Source organism: Dechloromonas sp. A34 (genome assembly GCF_026261605.1).
Taxonomy (GTDB): domain Bacteria; phylum Pseudomonadota; class Gammaproteobacteria; order Burkholderiales; family Rhodocyclaceae; genus Azonexus.
Genome location: NZ_CP102486.1, coordinates 3728851 through 3744234, shown reverse-complemented (window position 1 = coordinate 3744234; position 15384 = coordinate 3728851). Strand labels below are relative to the sequence as shown.

General features: G+C 60.0%; 13 protein-coding genes. 6 read left to right on the top strand and 7 right to left on the bottom strand.

The genetic code is table 11. The annotated features are described in order from the left end of the window. Nucleotides 1-22 precede the first annotated feature (22 nt). Together NQE15_RS18710 and NQE15_RS18705 are read left to right on the top strand one after the other, a co-directional pair. Nucleotides 23-1078 carry a PAS domain S-box protein gene (locus NQE15_RS18710; protein ID WP_265943595.1) on the top strand — a complete coding sequence of 352 codons (1056 nt, stop codon included), beginning with the start codon at nucleotides 23-25 and terminating at the stop codon, nucleotides 1076-1078. After that, on the top strand, nucleotides 1021-2454 hold the full coding sequence (locus NQE15_RS18705; protein WP_265943593.1) for a putative bifunctional diguanylate cyclase/phosphodiesterase: 1434 nt from the start codon (nucleotides 1021-1023) through the stop codon (nucleotides 2452-2454). The genes NQE15_RS18710 and NQE15_RS18705 overlap by 58 nt, the downstream gene beginning before the upstream one ends. 63 nt (nucleotides 2455-2517) lie before the next feature. Here NQE15_RS18705 and NQE15_RS18700 read toward each other — a convergent pair whose 3' ends face one another. From NQE15_RS18700 to NQE15_RS18690, 3 genes are all read right to left on the bottom strand, one after another. Continuing rightward, entirely contained in the window at nucleotides 2518-3123 is a 606-nt protein-coding gene (locus NQE15_RS18700) for a c(7)-type cytochrome triheme domain-containing protein (protein WP_265943591.1), read from the bottom strand. 72 nt (nucleotides 3124-3195) lie between these two features. Then, nucleotides 3196-4227: a response regulator gene (locus NQE15_RS18695; protein WP_265943589.1), complete on the bottom strand. Its 1032-nt coding sequence runs from the start codon at nucleotides 4225-4227 to the stop codon at nucleotides 3196-3198. Nucleotides 4228-4256: 29 nt separating this feature from the next. Further along, complete coding sequence (locus NQE15_RS18690) at nucleotides 4257-5795, bottom strand: sensor histidine kinase (protein ID WP_265943587.1); 1539 nt, start codon at nucleotides 5793-5795, stop codon at nucleotides 4257-4259. 124 nt (nucleotides 5796-5919) lie between these two features. Between NQE15_RS18690 and NQE15_RS18685 the strand changes: the two genes are divergently transcribed. Continuing rightward, nucleotides 5920-6780, top strand: coding sequence for a CHASE domain-containing protein (locus NQE15_RS18685; RefSeq protein ID WP_265943585.1), 861 nt, complete (start codon nucleotides 5920-5922; stop codon nucleotides 6778-6780). A 56-nt stretch (nucleotides 6781-6836) separates the two neighbouring features. On the opposite strand, the gene NQE15_RS18680 is transcribed toward NQE15_RS18685, so the two are convergent. The 4 genes from NQE15_RS18680 to NQE15_RS18665 form a co-directional block, all read right to left on the bottom strand. Beyond that, nucleotides 6837-10781, bottom strand: coding sequence for an EAL domain-containing protein (locus NQE15_RS18680; RefSeq protein WP_265943583.1), 3945 nt, complete (start codon nucleotides 10779-10781; stop codon nucleotides 6837-6839). 81 nt (nucleotides 10782-10862) lie between these two features. Continuing rightward, nucleotides 10863-11837 carry a c-type cytochrome gene (locus NQE15_RS18675; protein WP_265943581.1) on the bottom strand — a complete coding sequence of 325 codons (975 nt, stop codon included), beginning with the start codon at nucleotides 11835-11837 and terminating at the stop codon, nucleotides 10863-10865. Nucleotides 11838-11857: 20 nt separating this feature from the next. Next, nucleotides 11858-12364 (bottom strand): c-type cytochrome, encoded by a 507-nt coding sequence (locus NQE15_RS18670; RefSeq protein ID WP_265943553.1) that lies wholly within the window; start codon nucleotides 12362-12364, stop codon nucleotides 11858-11860. An 11-nt stretch (nucleotides 12365-12375) separates the two neighbouring features. Beyond that, on the bottom strand, nucleotides 12376-12882 hold the full coding sequence (locus NQE15_RS18665; protein ID WP_265943551.1) for a c-type cytochrome: 507 nt from the start codon (nucleotides 12880-12882) through the stop codon (nucleotides 12376-12378). Between NQE15_RS18665 and NQE15_RS18660 the strand changes: the two genes are divergently transcribed. From NQE15_RS18660 to NQE15_RS18650, 3 genes are all read left to right on the top strand, one after another. Next, nucleotides 12871-13383: a c-type cytochrome gene (locus NQE15_RS18660; protein WP_265943549.1), complete on the top strand. Its 513-nt coding sequence runs from the start codon at nucleotides 12871-12873 to the stop codon at nucleotides 13381-13383. The two genes, NQE15_RS18665 and NQE15_RS18660, sit on opposite strands and share 12 nt — an antisense overlap. Before the next feature lie 112 nt (nucleotides 13384-13495). Beyond that, complete coding sequence (locus NQE15_RS18655) at nucleotides 13496-14221, top strand: cytochrome c3 family protein (RefSeq protein WP_265943547.1); 726 nt, start codon at nucleotides 13496-13498, stop codon at nucleotides 14219-14221. Between the two features lie 43 nt (nucleotides 14222-14264). After that, a complete protein-coding gene (locus tag NQE15_RS18650) occupies nucleotides 14265-15374 on the top strand; it encodes a 6-bladed beta-propeller (protein ID WP_265943544.1) in 1110 nt (369 codons plus the stop codon). Nucleotides 15375-15384 lie beyond the last annotated feature (10 nt).

The window sequence follows — 15384 nt, the reverse complement described above, 5'->3', positions numbered from 1 at the left end:
GGTTGCGGGACAACTTAAAAATATGAAAAACGCGAAGATTTGGGTTCGGCTGGTCATTTCGATTCTTCTGGCGGTCATGGCCTCAGGCGCTGGCCTGATCCACTGGGCGACGCTGGAACAGAAGAATCTGGCCATCGAACAGTCCAAGGATTTTGCGATGAGCGTCCATCAGATGACGCTTGCCGGCCTTACCGGAATGATGATCACCGGAACGATTGGTTTGCGGACCATTTTTCTCGACCAGATCAAGGAAACCAACCATATCGAATCGCTCAAGGTTTTTCGTAGCGATGCAGTGGTCAATCAGTTCGGCTTGGGCTTCGACGGCGAAACCCCGTCGGATGCCCTGGAGACCAAGGTCCTGGTGACCGGCGAATCCTATTTCGACGTGGTCACCAGCCAGGATGGCAGGGACCGGCTGAAGGCCATCATTCCGGTGCGGGCGACCGAAAACTATCTCGGGAAGAACTGCCTGTTCTGCCACGAAGTGCCGCCCAATACCGTGCTCGGCGCGGTCAGCATGGAAGTATCCCTGGTCCGGGCCGGCGAAACGACGCGCAGCTTCGGGATTCGCGCCATCTTTGCCGGCCTGGCGCTGTGTATTCCGCTGGCGTTGTTCATCTGGTTCTTCATCTCCCGCATGGTGACCCGTCCGCTCGACGAAATGACGGCGGGCCTGAGCCGGATTGCCGATGGCGATATCGAGGACGCCAAACTGCTGCCGGTACTCCGTCGCGATGAGGTGGGCGCGGCAACGGTGGCCTTCAACCAGGTTATGGAAAAAACCGGCGAACTGTTGCAGCAGCAGCGTCTGTCGCGAATCGTGTTCGAAAACTCACTGGAAGGGATTACCGTCACCGACGCGAAATCGCGGATCCAGCTGGTCAACAAGGCCTTTTCCGATACGACGGGTTATACGGCTGAGGAAGTGATCGGGAAGACCCCGGCCATCCTCAAGTCGGGCCGGCAGGATGCGGACTTTTATGCGAACTTCTGGACGGCGCTGCAGCGGGATGGCGAGTGGCGGGGGAAATCTGGAATCAGCGCAAGAACGGTTCGGTCTATGCCGAATGGCTGAATGTGAGCGCGGTTCGGAATCGGCGCGGCGACGTCGAGCACTATGTGGCGATTTTCTCGGACATCACCGAGCGCAAGGAACGGGAGGAAATGATCACCTTCCAGGCCTTCCACGATGCCTTGACCGGCCTGCCCAACCGGCTGCTTTTCAAGGACCGTCTGGAACAGGCGCTGGCTCAGGCCAAACGTTACAAGGTTCGGACGCCGGCCGTGATGTTCCTGGATCTGGACAAGTTCAAGCAGGTCAACGACACGCTGGGTCATGACGTCGGGGATTATTTACTCAAGGAAGTGGCCAATCGTCTGAAGCGCTGCGTCCGCTCGGCCGATACCGTGGCCCGCCTGGGGGGCGACGAATTCACGGTGCTGTTGCCGGGAATCACCCAGGAATCGGATGCCGAACTGGTGGCGGAAAAGATACTGGCCGCCATGCGCGAGCCGATTCGCCTGGGGGCGGAAGACCGGGTCGTGTCGACGAGCATCGGCATCAGCATGTATCCCCGGGATGGCCGGGATGTCGAGACGCTGATGAAGTGCGCCGACGCCGCCATGTACCATGTCAAGGGGGCAGGGCGGGCCGGGCGCTGTTTCTTCTCGTCCGAACTACTCGGAGCGCCGTCGCGGCGGGTCGAACTTGAGACCCGGCTCAAGGACGCCTTCATCAATCGCGAGTTCGTGCTCCACTACCAGCCGATCATGGATCTGCAGAGCGGCACCGTGCATGGCAAAGAGGCGCTGATCCGCTGGCAGATGCCGGATGGTCAGCTGCTGTTGCCGGAAGAGTTCATTGGACTGGCCGAAGAGGTCGACCTGATGAAGAAGATTGGCGAATGGGTTCTCGAAACCGCCTGTATTCAGGCCCGACTGTGGCAGTTGGAGAACCAGGCAGTGACCGTGGCGGTTAACCTTTCGGCCAGCGAATTCAAGCGCCCCGATCTGGCCGATGTCGTCCGCGACATCCTGCGCCGTGCCGGCCTGTCGCCGTCATTGCTCGAACTCGAGGTGGCGGAGACGCTGGTGATGCAGGATGCCGAGTATTCGCAGCGCATGTTCGGCGCTCTGGCCGATCTCGGTGTGATGCTGAGCATCGGCAATTTCGGAACCGGTTATTCCAGTCTGAGTGCGCTGCACCAGATGCCGATCCATGCCATCAAGGTAGACCGCAGTCTGATTCGGGAATATCTCAACCAAGGCAAGGACCAGTCCTTGCTGACCGCAGTCTTTGGCTTGGCCGCCGCGCTTGGTTTGCGGGCGGTCGCCGAGGGGGTGGAGAGTCTGGAGCAACTGACGCTGCTCCATGGCTTCGAATGCAACCGCGCCCAAGGCTACTTGTTCGCCCTGCCGTTGCCCGATAGCGGCCAAAAAACCACGGGCTGACCGGGGAGCCGGCCGCCCGGCCGAGTACCGCAAAGGCAGTAGTGCCTTTGCGGTACTAAACTACTAGTTCTTGCTCCCGCCCTTGGCCGGCAGGCTGACGGTCTGGGGAACGCTGTGGCAACGGTCGCAGGAAAAAAAGGTGATGAAGGCAACGCGGTCATGGCACTTGCCGCAATACTCGCCGCGGAAAATGTCGGCCATCCGTATATTGGTACTTCCCGTCAGCGGCTTGAATGGATCCGGGTGGCAATTCGAGCACGCCAGCCACAAGGTGTGCGAGCGGTGCGGGAAGCGGACGTGCGGCATTTCCTTGGTATTGCGCATGATGATGTCGAGGTCGAGGACTTCCATCTTCTCGTTCCCGGTCAGGCCGCTACGCGGAGTGATGAGCCCGGCCTTGAGCGCGCGCATCCAGTCCGGGAAACCGTTGGCGTCATAGGGCAGTTGGCGGGTTGCCTCGTCGATGGTTTGCAGTCGGCCATAGTCGGGGTTGTTTTCGTCGAGCAGGCGAACATTGTCGATCGCCCGTCGCGCCACGGGCTGGTTGCCGCGCTCCGCTACGCCGTCCGCGGTCGGTGCTGAGCTTGGGGCCTCGCTGGCGGCCGGACGCAGGAAAGCAAGCTGGAGCGTCTCGGCGGCCGATTGCCCGGCACCAGCGAGTACGGCCATACTCAGGCCGAGCCTGCAGGCAAGCCGCATTCCTCCGGCTTGCAATGCGTTGAAGGTGAGCGGTCGAATGATCTAGCCCCTGAACAGTCGGCGCATGAACTGGCCGACAAACCCCGTCACCGGCTTGTTCCTGGTCGGAGCAGTGCCTGGCGCAACGGGGGGCGTGGCAAGCGACGCACGGCCGGCCAGTTGGTCCTGCAACAGCCGCTCGGCGTCTTCTTCAAGGGGTTCCACCTGATAACGCGCCGCCTGTAGTGGGTCGTCCAGCAATTCGTTGCGTTTGCTCAGGGCAGACTTCAGGGCAAGACGCAGTGCCCCGGCTTTCACCGGTTTGGCGATCAGGCGGAAAATCTGGCCCTGGTTGATCAGTTGGGAAACCAGCGCGGTGTCCGAGGTTTCGGTCAGGACGATGCTGACGATCTGCGGATGTTGACGCTTGAGCAGGCAGAGCAGGTGGGTAAGGTCCATCGAGCCGAGTTTGCGCGCGGCGAGGATGACGCCGATATCGTCATTCTGCAGCGCCTTGAAGGCATCGACCGGACTGGTGACGTGGATCACTTCAGCGAGGTCGCCGGCGCTCATCTCGACGGCCGAATGAATCGCCTCGTCATCGTCGAGAACCAGGATTTTGGCCGAACGGTCGGCCGGCATTTCATTGGTCGACGGCACCGGAGGGGTGAGAGCCTGGCTCTTCGCGATGGCGACCGCTTGCGCCACGATCGAGGGCAGCTCTTCGACATCCCACGGCTTGGTGACAAAGCGGAAAATTTCCGACTCGTTGACCGAACGAATCGCCGACTGCAAATCGGAATACCCGGTCAGCAGGATGCGGATGGCTCGCGGGGTCAGCGTCTTGACCTCGTTCAGAAAGTCGACGCCGCTCATTTCCGGCATCCGCTGGTCGCTGATCACGACATCGAATTCGCCGGTACGGATCAGTTCCAGAGCTTCGTGAGCGCTCTGCGCGGTGACGACGTGAAATTCCTTTTTCAGCAGCCAGGAGAGGGCGCGCAGGATACAGGGTTCGTCATCGACACAGAGTACCCGTCCTTTCGGAGCTAGACGGCTCGTCGGCATGGTGATGGATAGCGATGTGGCAGACATGTGGATGGCCTTGCTTGGCGGCGAATTAATTAGCATCCCCTCACGGTGTCGGGGGCATTGACCGGCAGTGTGACGGTAAAGCGCGCTCCCTGACCCGCTCCGGGGGTGACGGAAATGTTGCCGCCATGGTTGCGGACGATATCCTGGGCGATGGCGAGGCCCAACCCAGTTCCCTCACCCTTGGGCTTGGTGGTGAAATAAGTTTCGAAAATATGGGGCAAGACGTGATCGGGGATGCCGGTACCGTCGTCGGATACTTCAATGACCACCTGGTTACCGGAAAGCGCCGTTCGAATGCGGATCTCGCCTTGCTCCGCAATGGCCTGGGCGGCATTGGTGATCAGATTCAGGAAAACCTGGTTCAGTTGCGACGGGTTGCAGGCAATCGCCGGGATGTCACCCCATTGCTCGACGATTCGTATGCCCGAGGGGATCGAACTGCGGGCGATATAGATCACCGTTTTCAAGGTTTCGTTGATGTCGGTGCGGACCACCTTGCTGCGGTCCAGATGGGTGAAATTCCTGAGGTTGTCGACCAGTTCACGCATTTGCTCGAGGCCGCCCTGAATATCGCCTAGCATGTGGCCGATCTCCTGGAGCACCTCTTCCGTGGCGATGGTCATCGTCGGAATGCTGTGCCGGAAGGCGCCGAGTTCCAGTTCGAGGCGATCGTGACCGGCCGGTAGTTTGGTCGCCAGCTGGGCAACATGGCTGGCAAGCGCCAGTGGTTGGGCGAGTTCTTTCAGGGCTGCGATGGCCAGAAGGATATTGTTGTGCGAGAAGGCGATCGGGGTATTCAACTGGTGTGAAACACCAGCCACCAGTTGACCCAGTGAGGCCATTTTTTCGGCTTGCGCCAACTGTTGTTGCGACAGCTTCTTCTCGTCGGCCTGTTGTCGGATGATGCGGTCGGCACGGTGGACGATGAAATAGAGCGCCGAAAACAAGGCGCCCATGGCTCCGGCGATCAGGGTGGCGAGGCGGATTTCTGTTTCGCGAATTTCGGCCAGAAAAGGGGTGGCATCCGAGTAGATTTCGAAGACGCCGGCCAGTTCGCTGCTGCCCTCCTCATATTGCGGAATGTAGCTTTGAATCAGGTCGCGGTTTTCAACGACCTGTTCGAAGGCACTGAACTTTTCCTTGTGCACCAGCTCCGTACGGGTAAGGCCTTCGAGCGCGCCGAGAAACCCCGGGTTGTTGCGCTTGTCTTCGCCGATTTGTGCCAGCTCGGACGAGTAAATGGTGCGCCCGCGCAGATCGTAGACCTTGATTTTGTATGTCGAGCTGCCCCGCATCAGGGCCTGGACATCGCGGTGAATTTCCGGAATTTGAGAAAGCAGTTTCAATTCTGTCGAGGTGCGCAGCGCGGAATCTTTCAGAAGCTCCGAGAAATGACGCTGCCAGAGCGTATTGGCAAATACGCGGGTGAGGTTTACGTTGTTCGATTCCTGCTGTTGCAACATCCGGGAAAGGGCTATTTCCCGGTAGTAAAGGCCCAATGCCGCCCCGGCCGCAATGATGAATGCGAGGCTGGTCAGGGTAAAGTGACGCACCAGACGGAACTGCATTTGAGGGCTTTCCAAGGATTTCGATACAAAAATGAGGCATAATTTATTACCTAAGTAATAACGCACGCTTCGTGCCAGCCGCTACTGTTGGTGGTTAGCATGCCAAGGAGAGGGGAGAGGGGCCATGACGCAAGTTCGATCGCTCGCCCGGCGTACCGCCGTCGTCGTTACGCTGCTTGGACTCATCGTTTTCGGAGGTTTTGGCTGGTCTTACCTGCTCAATCTCAAGGAGGTCAGGCAGCATGCGGCCAGCGTCCTTGGCCAGAGCTTTGCCCTGCGGGTGGTCGAACGATTCCATGAAACGGTGGGCCCGGTTTTCATGCTCGCCACCATGGTTCAGCGGAGTCCCGGCGGGGTGCCGAACTTCGACGCGGCGGCAGCCGAACTGATCTACGAGTTTCCCCTGATTCGCGCTCTGGAGCTGGCCCCCGGCGGGGTGGTAACGACGGTCTATCCGCTGGACGGCAACGAAACGATTCTCGGCCATGACCTGCTCAAGGACAGGGAGCGCAACAAGGAAGCCCATGCCGCCCTGGTCAAGCGCCAAATGACCTTGGCCGGTCCATTTGAACTGAAGCAGGGGGGGGTGGGGGCGGTCGCCCGTTATCCCATCTTCGTGCGCGGCGTGAAGGGCAAGAGCAGCTTCTGGGGTTTTTCCATTGCCGTGATCAACGTTCCGGAACTGTTGGCCATCGCCGGCGAGATGGAACTTGAACGGGCCGGTTACGACTACAGCCTGTGCCGCGTTCCCCTGGGCGGGAGCGAGTGCAAGGCTTTCGCCCGGCAAGGCAAGGCGGTGACCGATGACTCGATCGTGGTGCGGATCGGCCTCCCCAACAACAACTGGTTGCTGTCACTGGTCCCGACGGCGGGCTGGATTTCGTCGTTCGAGCGGATGCTCGTTTTGGGACTGGTCCTGATCGCGGCGCTGGCTGCAGGTGCCGCCCAGTTCCTGCTGCTGGTCCGGGCGTCGGAGGCGGACTGATACCGTGAAGGCAAAGGCTGGCGCTAGTACCATGGAGGCAACTGCTGGTACCAGGCTCAGTTTCGCCGGCCAGCCAGCGGGATCGGCGGGCTGGCCAGAGTGATTTCGACACAGGGCTTGGGCAGGGTGAAGCGGGGGGTGCGGCGCAGCAGTTCTTCGAACTGACTCGCCGGCAGCGGGCGGGAAAAGTAGTAACCCTGCAGGATGTCGACGGAAACCTCGCGCAGCAGGCTCACTTGCTCGAGGTCTTCGACGCCTTCGGCAATGATTTGGAAGCCCAGGGTGTGGCCCATGGCGACGATGGCCTTGATGATGGCGCTCGCATTGTCGTCGCCGACGGCATCCATCACGAAGCTGCGGTCAATCTTCAGGGTGTCGAGCGGGAATTGCTTGAGATAGCTCAGGCTGGAGTAACCGGTGCCGAAGTCGTCGATCGAGAGGTTGATGCCGAGTTCCTTGATCTGATTCAGGGTGCGGATGCCCAGTTCGCTGTCGTGCATGACGGCGCTTTCGGTCAGTTCGATTTCCAGATAGCGCGGCTCGAAGTTGGTGTCGTTGAGGATTTTCCGGATATCGTCGATCAGCTTGTCGTCGGCGAGCTGGACGGCCGAGAGATTGACCGCGACGAACAGCTCTTCGCCGGTCTGTTTGCGCCAACGCTGGTTTTCCTCGCAGGCCTTTCTGAGTACCCACTGACCGATCGGACGGATCAACTGGGTTTCTTCCATCAGCGGAATGAAGACCGCCGGGCTGACCGTTCCCAACTCGTCGGAATGCCAGCGCAGCAGCGCCTCGGCACCGGCAATCCGGCCGCTTTTCGCGCAGATCAACGGCTGGAAGAAGACCGATAGTTCGCCGCGATCGAGTGCGTGGTGCAGCCGGCTTTCGATGCGCATGCGCTCCGCCGACCGGGCATTCATTTCCTGCTGGAAGAAGCGGAAAGCGTTGCCGCCCTGCTCGATCGCCACATACATGGCCGAGTCGGCGCTGCTGATCAGCCCTTCGAAGGTGTCGGCGTCGTCCGGGAAGAGGCTGATGCCGATACTGGCCGAGAGATGAATCTCGTGATTGTCGATGGTGATCGGTTTGCGCAATCGGCGTTGGCAGGCGGTGGCCATGGCGGCCGCGTCGCTGGCCGCAGCGATGTTGTTGATGATGATGGCGAATTCGTCGCCGCCCAGGCGACACAGACTGTCACCGGGTGCCATGCACGCCTTCAGCCGGCCGGTGGCCTCGACCAGCAGGCGATCGCCGGCGGCATGTCCCATCGTGTCGTTGAAGATCTTGAAGCGGTCAATATCGAGCGTCAGCAGGGCGACCTTGGTCTGGCGTGCCCGGGCTTGTTCTGTGGCGTGGCGAAGCTGATCGTGGAAGAGCAGGCGGTTGGGGAGTGCGGTCAGGGCGTCGAAGTGCGAGAGGAAAACCAGGCGGTTCTCGATTTCCTTGCGTTTCGTCAGATCCGAGAATACGGCCACATAGTTGCTGATCGTTCCATCCGCCTGGCGGGCGACGCTGATGTTCAGCCACTCCGGATAGAGTTCGCCGTTCTTGCGCCGATTCTCGATTTCGCCGCGCCATTCGCCATCGCTGCTCAGCGTTTCCCACATTTCGCGATAGAAAGTCGCTTCCTGCCGACCCGAACTGAGCAGATTGGGATTTTTCCCGATCACCTCGTCCGGGGCATAGCCGGTCACTGCCGAGAAGGTCTTGTTGACCATCAGGATGCGGTTCCTTGCATCGGTGATGATGATGCCTTCGGCGCTGTTCTCGAAAACCCGTGCCGCCAGCTCAAGCTGTTCGGCGGCGGCCTGGCGGAGAGCTTCCGCCTGCATGCTCTCGAGCGCATGGGAGAGGTTGTTGGCGAGGTCCTCAATCAGTTGCCGGTCGTTGCTGCTGAAGGCATCGAGACTGACATCGAGGATGCCGATATGGCCGATCGCCTGGCCCTGCTGGCGCAGCGGCAGGTTGATATAGGCCTTCAGCCCGTGATTGTCGAGTTGCTTCACCAACTGGTTTTCGAAGCAGTCCTCGACGTTGCAGTACACGGGGGCTTCGGCGATCTCGCCGGTGCTGCTGCGTCGGCTCTCGATCACTTCGTGGATCAGGCTTTCCTGCGGCCGGCAGTTGTCGGCGATCAGGATCTGCTGGTTGCTCGTCAGATGGACCCAGGCAATCGGGAACTTGCCGCTCTGGCAGAGCAGTTCGGCGACAAAGGTCAGCAGTTGGGCGGGTTCCCGGATGCGGACGATCGCCTGGTTGGCATCGCTGAGCAGCGTGAGAAGGCGGTTGAGTTGGGCAACCTGCTGTTCGGCCTGCTTGCGTTCGGTGATGTCGAGAAGAATGCCGACGATTCCGCCGACGCCGCCATCGGTTTGATGGAATACCGCTTTATGGAAGAGGACGTCACGCTCGTCGCCATTGGCGTTACTGACCGAGCTTTCGTAACTTTGATGGCCGCCGGCGACCAGCAGATCCATGTCGGCGCGGTGGTGCATGTAGGCCAGCGGCGGCGACTCGATATCGAATACCGACTTGCCCGAGATTTCCGCGCGCTTGACGCCGATGTATTTCTCGTAAGAACTGTTGACGCCGATAAAGCGCCCTTTGGTGTCCTTGAAATACAAGGGACCGGGAATCGCATCGATCAGTTGTTCCAGGAAATGCAGGTGTTCCCGCAGGCGCAGGTCGAGTTGTTCCTGCTCGGTGACGTCCTGGCCGAATTCGAGGATGTACTCGGGGTCGCCGGCTTCGCCGAGCAGGGCGGTCTTGCGCAGTTTGATCCAGCGGCTGGCCTGACCCGGCATGGTCAGGTGCTCGAGCGGAATTTCCTGCGGCGCCAGGCTGCTGATGACTTCGTCATCGCTCTGGTTGAGGCGGTCGGCGAGATTGCGGTCGTAGATTTCATCGTTGCTGCGCCCGATCAGGGTCTGCCGGGTGCGTCCGAGAATCTGCTCGCCGGAGCGGTTGATTCGGGCAATCCGCCGGTCGCCGGCACGTTTCAGAACAATCATTCCGGGAATGTGTTCGAAGATGCTGTCGAGCAGGCGATGCGAGCGTTCCAGCATTTTTTCGGCTTCCTGGCGGCCGGCGATTTCCTGTTCCAGTGCACCTTTCTCGTTATCGAGAAGCTGCGTGTGGCGCCTAACTTCCTGGGCGAGCAACGCCGGGCGCTTGAGCAATTGCAGGTTGATCGCGTACAGGGCCAGGCTGCCGAGGATCAGGTAGATCCAGGCGGCCAGGCCGGTGCCGTAGGGAACGCTGGCGGTGGGTGCGATATCGAAGTGAAGCTGGCTGTCCGCAGTCAGCCGGACGTCCCTGCTGGCCGCAATCGTGCTGCTGTCCTGGATGTTATCGAACAGCAAAGTTCCGGGAATCTGCCGATTCAGCGTGTGTTGCACGCGGATGGTCAGGCCTTCGCTGTTCAGCTCGGAAAACTGGGTAATCTGGGCCAGGGCGGTAAAGGGCAGGGCGATGCCGACCGATCCCCAGTAGCGGGTGCGCCCCTCTGGCGACCGGTTGGCCAGGGTTTGGGTGACGACCAACTGATTCCCGCGGACATTGATCGTCGGCTCACCGAGCGGTTCCGGATGTTGCCAGACGGCCGGGGTGGGCAGCGATTGGGTCGGCAGGTTGCCGGGAATGCCATTGCTGCGGGTGATGACGATCGGCGCCACGCCATCCGGCGAAATTTCGAGAATGGCCGCCGGCCCGACAATTTTCAGAACGCTGGCAATGGTTCTCGTGAGCTGGGGAATGTCCTGTTCGCGGAAGCTGTCGGCCAGGACAGTCGCTGCGGCAACCGTCTGGCTCAGGGTATTCGTGATGCGCTGGCCGTAGATTTCGGCGTGGTGGGTCGCCCGATTATCGAGTTCGGCGCTGGTACTGTGTTGCTGGTGGAAGAGATAAATGCCGACCGGCGCTACGAAAAGTAGCGTGATTCCTGCCGCGGTAAGGTGGGCAGCCTCCCTGGCTCGCTGCGCCACAACTTGCCAAACACTCATCCTCATCCCCCTCGCGCAACTGCTTATCCCCCGGCTTTGCCGCCGGTGTATTCATTACGCAAGATGAGTGCCAATAACTGCTTAGTGCTTTGTTTTTTCGTCTTTCAGCGGGTGAAAGGCGCGATTGATATAGGCGACGATGGACTGCACGTCACGCTCGCGGAGCACTGATTTCCAGGCCGGCATCGAGGTGTTGGGCAAGCCTTCGCGGATGGCGTGGCTGATGCTCTGGCGAGTGGCGGCAGTCATGAAGGCCGGGTCGCGCAGGTTGCGCGGGTGCGGTTCCATGAACTTGCCAATCCAGTTCTGGCCCGTCCCGTCGGCGCCATGGCAGAACGCGCAGTTCTGTTGGAAGAGTCGTTCGCCACGGCGTTCCAGCGGATTCATGCCGGCCACCTTGGGCGGAATTTCGTGCAAGGCATACGGACTGGCGCTGGTTGTCGCATCGACCTTGGGCGGATTGGCCAGGGAGAAGTTGTTGCGCGGGAAGGAGAGCGGGCGCGAGTCCCAGGTTATCTCGTCGTCAGTCGGGGCGCCCCGGTCGTGGCAGCTGACGCAACTGGACAAGTAGAGACGCTTGCCTTGGGCTTCCTCCGGCGTCAGGTTTTCCCAAGGTCGGGAAAGCGGTATCTCGCCTTTGGCAAACGGGAAGGCTGCGCGATAGCGTTCGTGCTCGGGCCAGCCATTCTCTACGGTATGGTAGGACGTATTGTCGGCTTTGCGCCGGACAAATTCGTCGACCACGAATTCAGCCACGGCTTGCATCTCCTGCTGGCTGAGAATGCCGGTGAACGGTTTCATCGCGGTGCCGGGCTTACCCTGGCTGAGCACCTCGCGCACCCGTTCGCTATTCAGGTAGGCCGGATCGGCCCGCTTGAAGTCGGTGGGGCGCGGCGTCAGATAGGTGGCGGCCAGTGTCTTGCCATCGCCGGAGTAGCCGTGGCAGAAGTAGCAACGGAAGTTGTAAACCGCCCGCCCTTCCTCGACCCGGTTCGTTGCCGAAGCGGTTGCGGGGAGAAAGGCGAGCGCTGCCAGCAAATAGAAAAAAGGCTTCATGAATTGACGGGGTTCAGTACCTATTTGGCTGCGGGCTTGCCTTGCACGAAGCGGCGGAAGACAAATTCACTGACGTCGGCGATTTCCTGATCAGTGAGCACCTTGCTCCAGGCCGGCATTTCGGCGCCGAGGCGGCCATCGTAGACTGCCGTGTAAATAGCCGGGCGATTGAAGGCGAAACGGAAGTTCTTGTCGATGAAATTGCGCGGCTTCGGATTGATGAAATAGGCGCGCGGTCCTTTGCCATCACCCTTGATGCCATGGCAGGTGGCACAGTTGGCCATGTAGAACTTTTGACCCCTGACCGGATCGCCGGTCAGGCCGTTGGCGAATGGCAGGGTCATGCCTTCGGATGCCTGCGAGCCTTGTCCGCCGTGTGCCTTGGTTCCGGAAATGCCGCTCGTCGCGGGCAGCATCAGTACAACCCGGACATAGTCCACCACGGCTTCGATGTCGGATTTCGGCAGGCGCCCGGAAAAAGCCGCCATCGCAGTGTTCGGCCGGCCGTTGGTGACCGAGTTCAGCATGCGGTCCCGGGTCAGTTCGGCACGAGCTTGCGGCGTCGAGAAATCCCGGGCGGGATCAGGCCAACCGAGCTGGGCGATCCTTGTCCACGGTCGCCATGGCAAACCATGCAGTTCTGCGCATAGACCGTGCGGCCGCGTTGCAGCTTGGGGTCAATGGAAAGCTGCATGAAGGTGGCGCGGATGTAGTCCACCACGGCCACGATTTCCTTGTCGTTAAGCTGGGACTTCCAGCCGGTCATCGCCGTTCCTTGCTTGCCGTGGGTAACGATGGTGAGCATCGTGTCACGCGTCAGTTCCGGGGCGCGGGTGAAATCCTTGGGTGGCGGCACCAGGCTGTTCTTGGCCCGGCTGTTGCCATCTCCGCGGTCGCCGTGACAGACCGAGCAGTAGTTGTGATACAGAACCTCGGGCTTGATCGGCCCGCCCTTGGTCGGGCGCTCGCCGCCGCTCGCGCTGAAAGCGGTGGCGAGGGAAAGAAGGGCGAATAGTGTTTTTGCAAGAATTTTTTGCCGAGTCATGGCGTCGCTATCTCCGACTGGAGGGCTGGGGTTGATGGTTGGTCGTTTTTGATAAGCAAAAACCAGGCCGATGCTGGATTGTGGCACAGGTATTGCTTCTCTGCATCTGTGTTGGAATGTCCAGATTTTAAATTTCTCCGGTGCTATCTCATCTTCGCCTTCATGCGTCGCCTCTTATTCTCGATGGTCGTGCTCGGTCTGCCGGTTATTGCCGATGTCGCAGCCGCAGACGCCTTCGGGAAGGGAAAGCTGATCCGCGAACTGAATGGCCGTGAGGTGTATGTTCAGTCCTGCGCCATGTGCCACGCCAATGGCGTGGGCGGAGCGCCCCGTCCCGGACGTCCCGAGGATTGGGTCGAGCGAGCCAAGAATGGGCCTGCGGCACTGATGGTTTCTGTCCTCCGGGGCAAGGGAGCGATGCCTCCTAAAGGCGGGAATGCTTCTTTGACAGCGGCGGAAGCGTACGTTGCACTGGATTTTATGTTGAATGGGTCGAAATAGGTTCCAGACGGGCTGCCGGGCATGATAAGCAACTCACCTCCCCGTAATTGCTCCGGTAGCCATTTTTCCGCAGCCCGAGGTTTCGGGCTGCGTTTTTTTTAAGGAATTCGGTTTGATCAAGACTGGAGCGATCTGGGGGCTGCTGGCGGGACTGCTGATTCAGGCCGTTCCGACGGGGGCGGCCGACATCCGTTCCACGCCCCATAACCTGGCGCGCCAAGGCCTGACGGTGGATGCCGATGAGGTTTGCGTTTTCTGCCATACCCCCCAATTGGCGGTCGATCTCGGCGGGCGGAGTGGGGCAGGGGTGCAACCCGCCTGGCAACCGTCGTTGCCCGATGCGCATTCGTTTGTGCTCTACGACGATATTGGCCGGCTGCAATTCGGCGACAAACTCGCGGTCGGATCGCAATCGATTGCGTGTTTGTCGTGTCACGATGCCAATCAGGCATTCTCGGTACAGGCCGCAGAGTCGGATCACCCGTTCGGCGTTCCTTATCGGGGGTTCTCGCGCGGGAACGAGCGTTCCAGGTTGCTGGCGGGCAAGAAGTCGGAGGATCTGCCTTCCCGGGAGGCCAAGGAAGTCAAATCCTTGGACGAGTTCCGTCTGCCCAGTCGGGGGGTGGTCGATAACCGGGTCGTGTGGTGGGTGTCGGCCGGCGGGGTGAGCGCTCTGCGCACGCGCGCCGACCTTCCCTTGTATGCCCGGAAGGTGGAGACGGGAGAGATTCCCTATGTGGAGTGCAGCAGTTGCCATGATCCGCATTCCTCCAACAAGCTATTCTTGCGCGTCAATAACGAAGGAAGTCGCCTTTGTCTGACCTGTCATGATAAATAGCTATATGGATAACGCTTGAGGTTTGATAGATATGAATGACCAGATGAAATGGCAAAAAGCCTCCGGCAAGCTGCTGCTTGCGTTGAGCGTCGCACTCGCGGTCGGGTGTGCCCCGGTTCAGGAGCGGCCGAAATCGGAGTCGGGATCGGATCAGCTGATCTATCCGGGGCCGCCGGACGAGCCGCGCTTTGTATTCGAGCGCACCATATTTGGTAGTGCCGATGTCGTGCCGCAACGCCAGGACCTTGCCCTGAAACGAGCCTTGACCGGTGAGTTAGGGACTTCCGAGGGCTTGGCCAAACCCTATGCGGTGGCGGTGCATAAGGGCAGGATTTTTGTCAGTGATTCGGCAGAGCGTTTCGTCAAGGTCTTCGATGTGGTCGAGGGGCGGTACTTTAAGATTGGCGACGATGACAAGGGGCCGCTGGCCAAGCCGCTGGGTATTGACGTTGATGCCAGCGGCAATCTATATGTTGCCGATGCGAGCGCCAAGGCGGTGATGGTCTATACGCGGGACGGCAAGTTCATTCGCAAGATCGGTGGGCCGAAAATCTTCGAGCGCCTGTCCAGTGTGACGATCGACTCCATCGGTCAGCGGGTTCTGGTTACCGATATTGGTGGCGTCTCCTCGGACCAGCACAAGGTCCGCGTTTTCGATACGGTCACCGGTAATCACCTGTTCGATCTCGGTAAGCGGGGTATCGGCCCGGGTGAATTCAATCTGCCCCGCGATGCCGCAGTCGGCAAGAACGGTCAGATCTATGTCGTGGATGGTGGAAATTTCCGGGTTCAGATCTTCGACCGCGATGGCAAATACCTGCAGAGCTTCGGTTCGGTGGGCAAACAGCTGGGCAACTTTGCCCGTCCGAAAGAGATTGCCACCGACGCTGCGGGCAATGTCTATGTTGTCGATGCGGCCTTTGGCAATTTCCAGATTTTCAATCCCGATGGCGATCTCCTGATGTTCATCGGGGAGCGTTCGGAGCGCAGTGGGCCAGCAAAATACATGTTGCCGTCGGGTATCTATGTTGATGAAGACGGCCGGGTTTATATGGTCGACCAATGGTTCAAGAAGATCGACGTTTTCCGCCCTCACGCCCTGGCGGCCGATGCTGGTTTTCTTGGGAAGCGCCCCAAGGTGCCGGGGCAGTAGCGACTTGCCA

Bases quoted from the DNA above. Each gene is read 5' to 3' on its own strand.
- NQE15_RS18680 (WP_265943583.1), bottom strand. From the start codon at position 10,781: ATGAGTGTTTGGCAAGTTGTGGCGCAGCGAGCCAGGGAGGCTGCCCAC.
- NQE15_RS18685 (WP_265943585.1), top strand. From the start codon at position 5,920: ATGACGCAAGTTCGATCGCTCGCCCGGCGTACCGCCGTCGTCGTTACG.
- NQE15_RS18710 (WP_265943595.1), top strand. From the start codon at position 23: ATGAAAAACGCGAAGATTTGGGTTCGGCTGGTCATTTCGATTCTTCTG.
- NQE15_RS18690 (WP_265943587.1), bottom strand. From the start codon at position 5,795: ATGCAGTTCCGTCTGGTGCGTCACTTTACCCTGACCAGCCTCGCATTC.
- NQE15_RS18670 (WP_265943553.1), bottom strand. From the start codon at position 12,364: ATGCTGAACTCGGTCACCAACGGCCGGCCGAACACTGCGATGGCGGCT.
- NQE15_RS18675 (WP_265943581.1), bottom strand. From the start codon at position 11,837: ATGAAGCCTTTTTTCTATTTGCTGGCAGCGCTCGCCTTTCTCCCCGCA.
- NQE15_RS18650 (WP_265943544.1), top strand. From the start codon at position 14,265: ATGAAATGGCAAAAAGCCTCCGGCAAGCTGCTGCTTGCGTTGAGCGTC.
- NQE15_RS18665 (WP_265943551.1), bottom strand. From the start codon at position 12,882: ATGACTCGGCAAAAAATTCTTGCAAAAACACTATTCGCCCTTCTTTCC.
- NQE15_RS18700 (WP_265943591.1), bottom strand. From the start codon at position 3,123: ATGGCCGTACTCGCTGGTGCCGGGCAATCGGCCGCCGAGACGCTCCAG.
- NQE15_RS18695 (WP_265943589.1), bottom strand. From the start codon at position 4,227: ATGTCTGCCACATCGCTATCCATCACCATGCCGACGAGCCGTCTAGCT.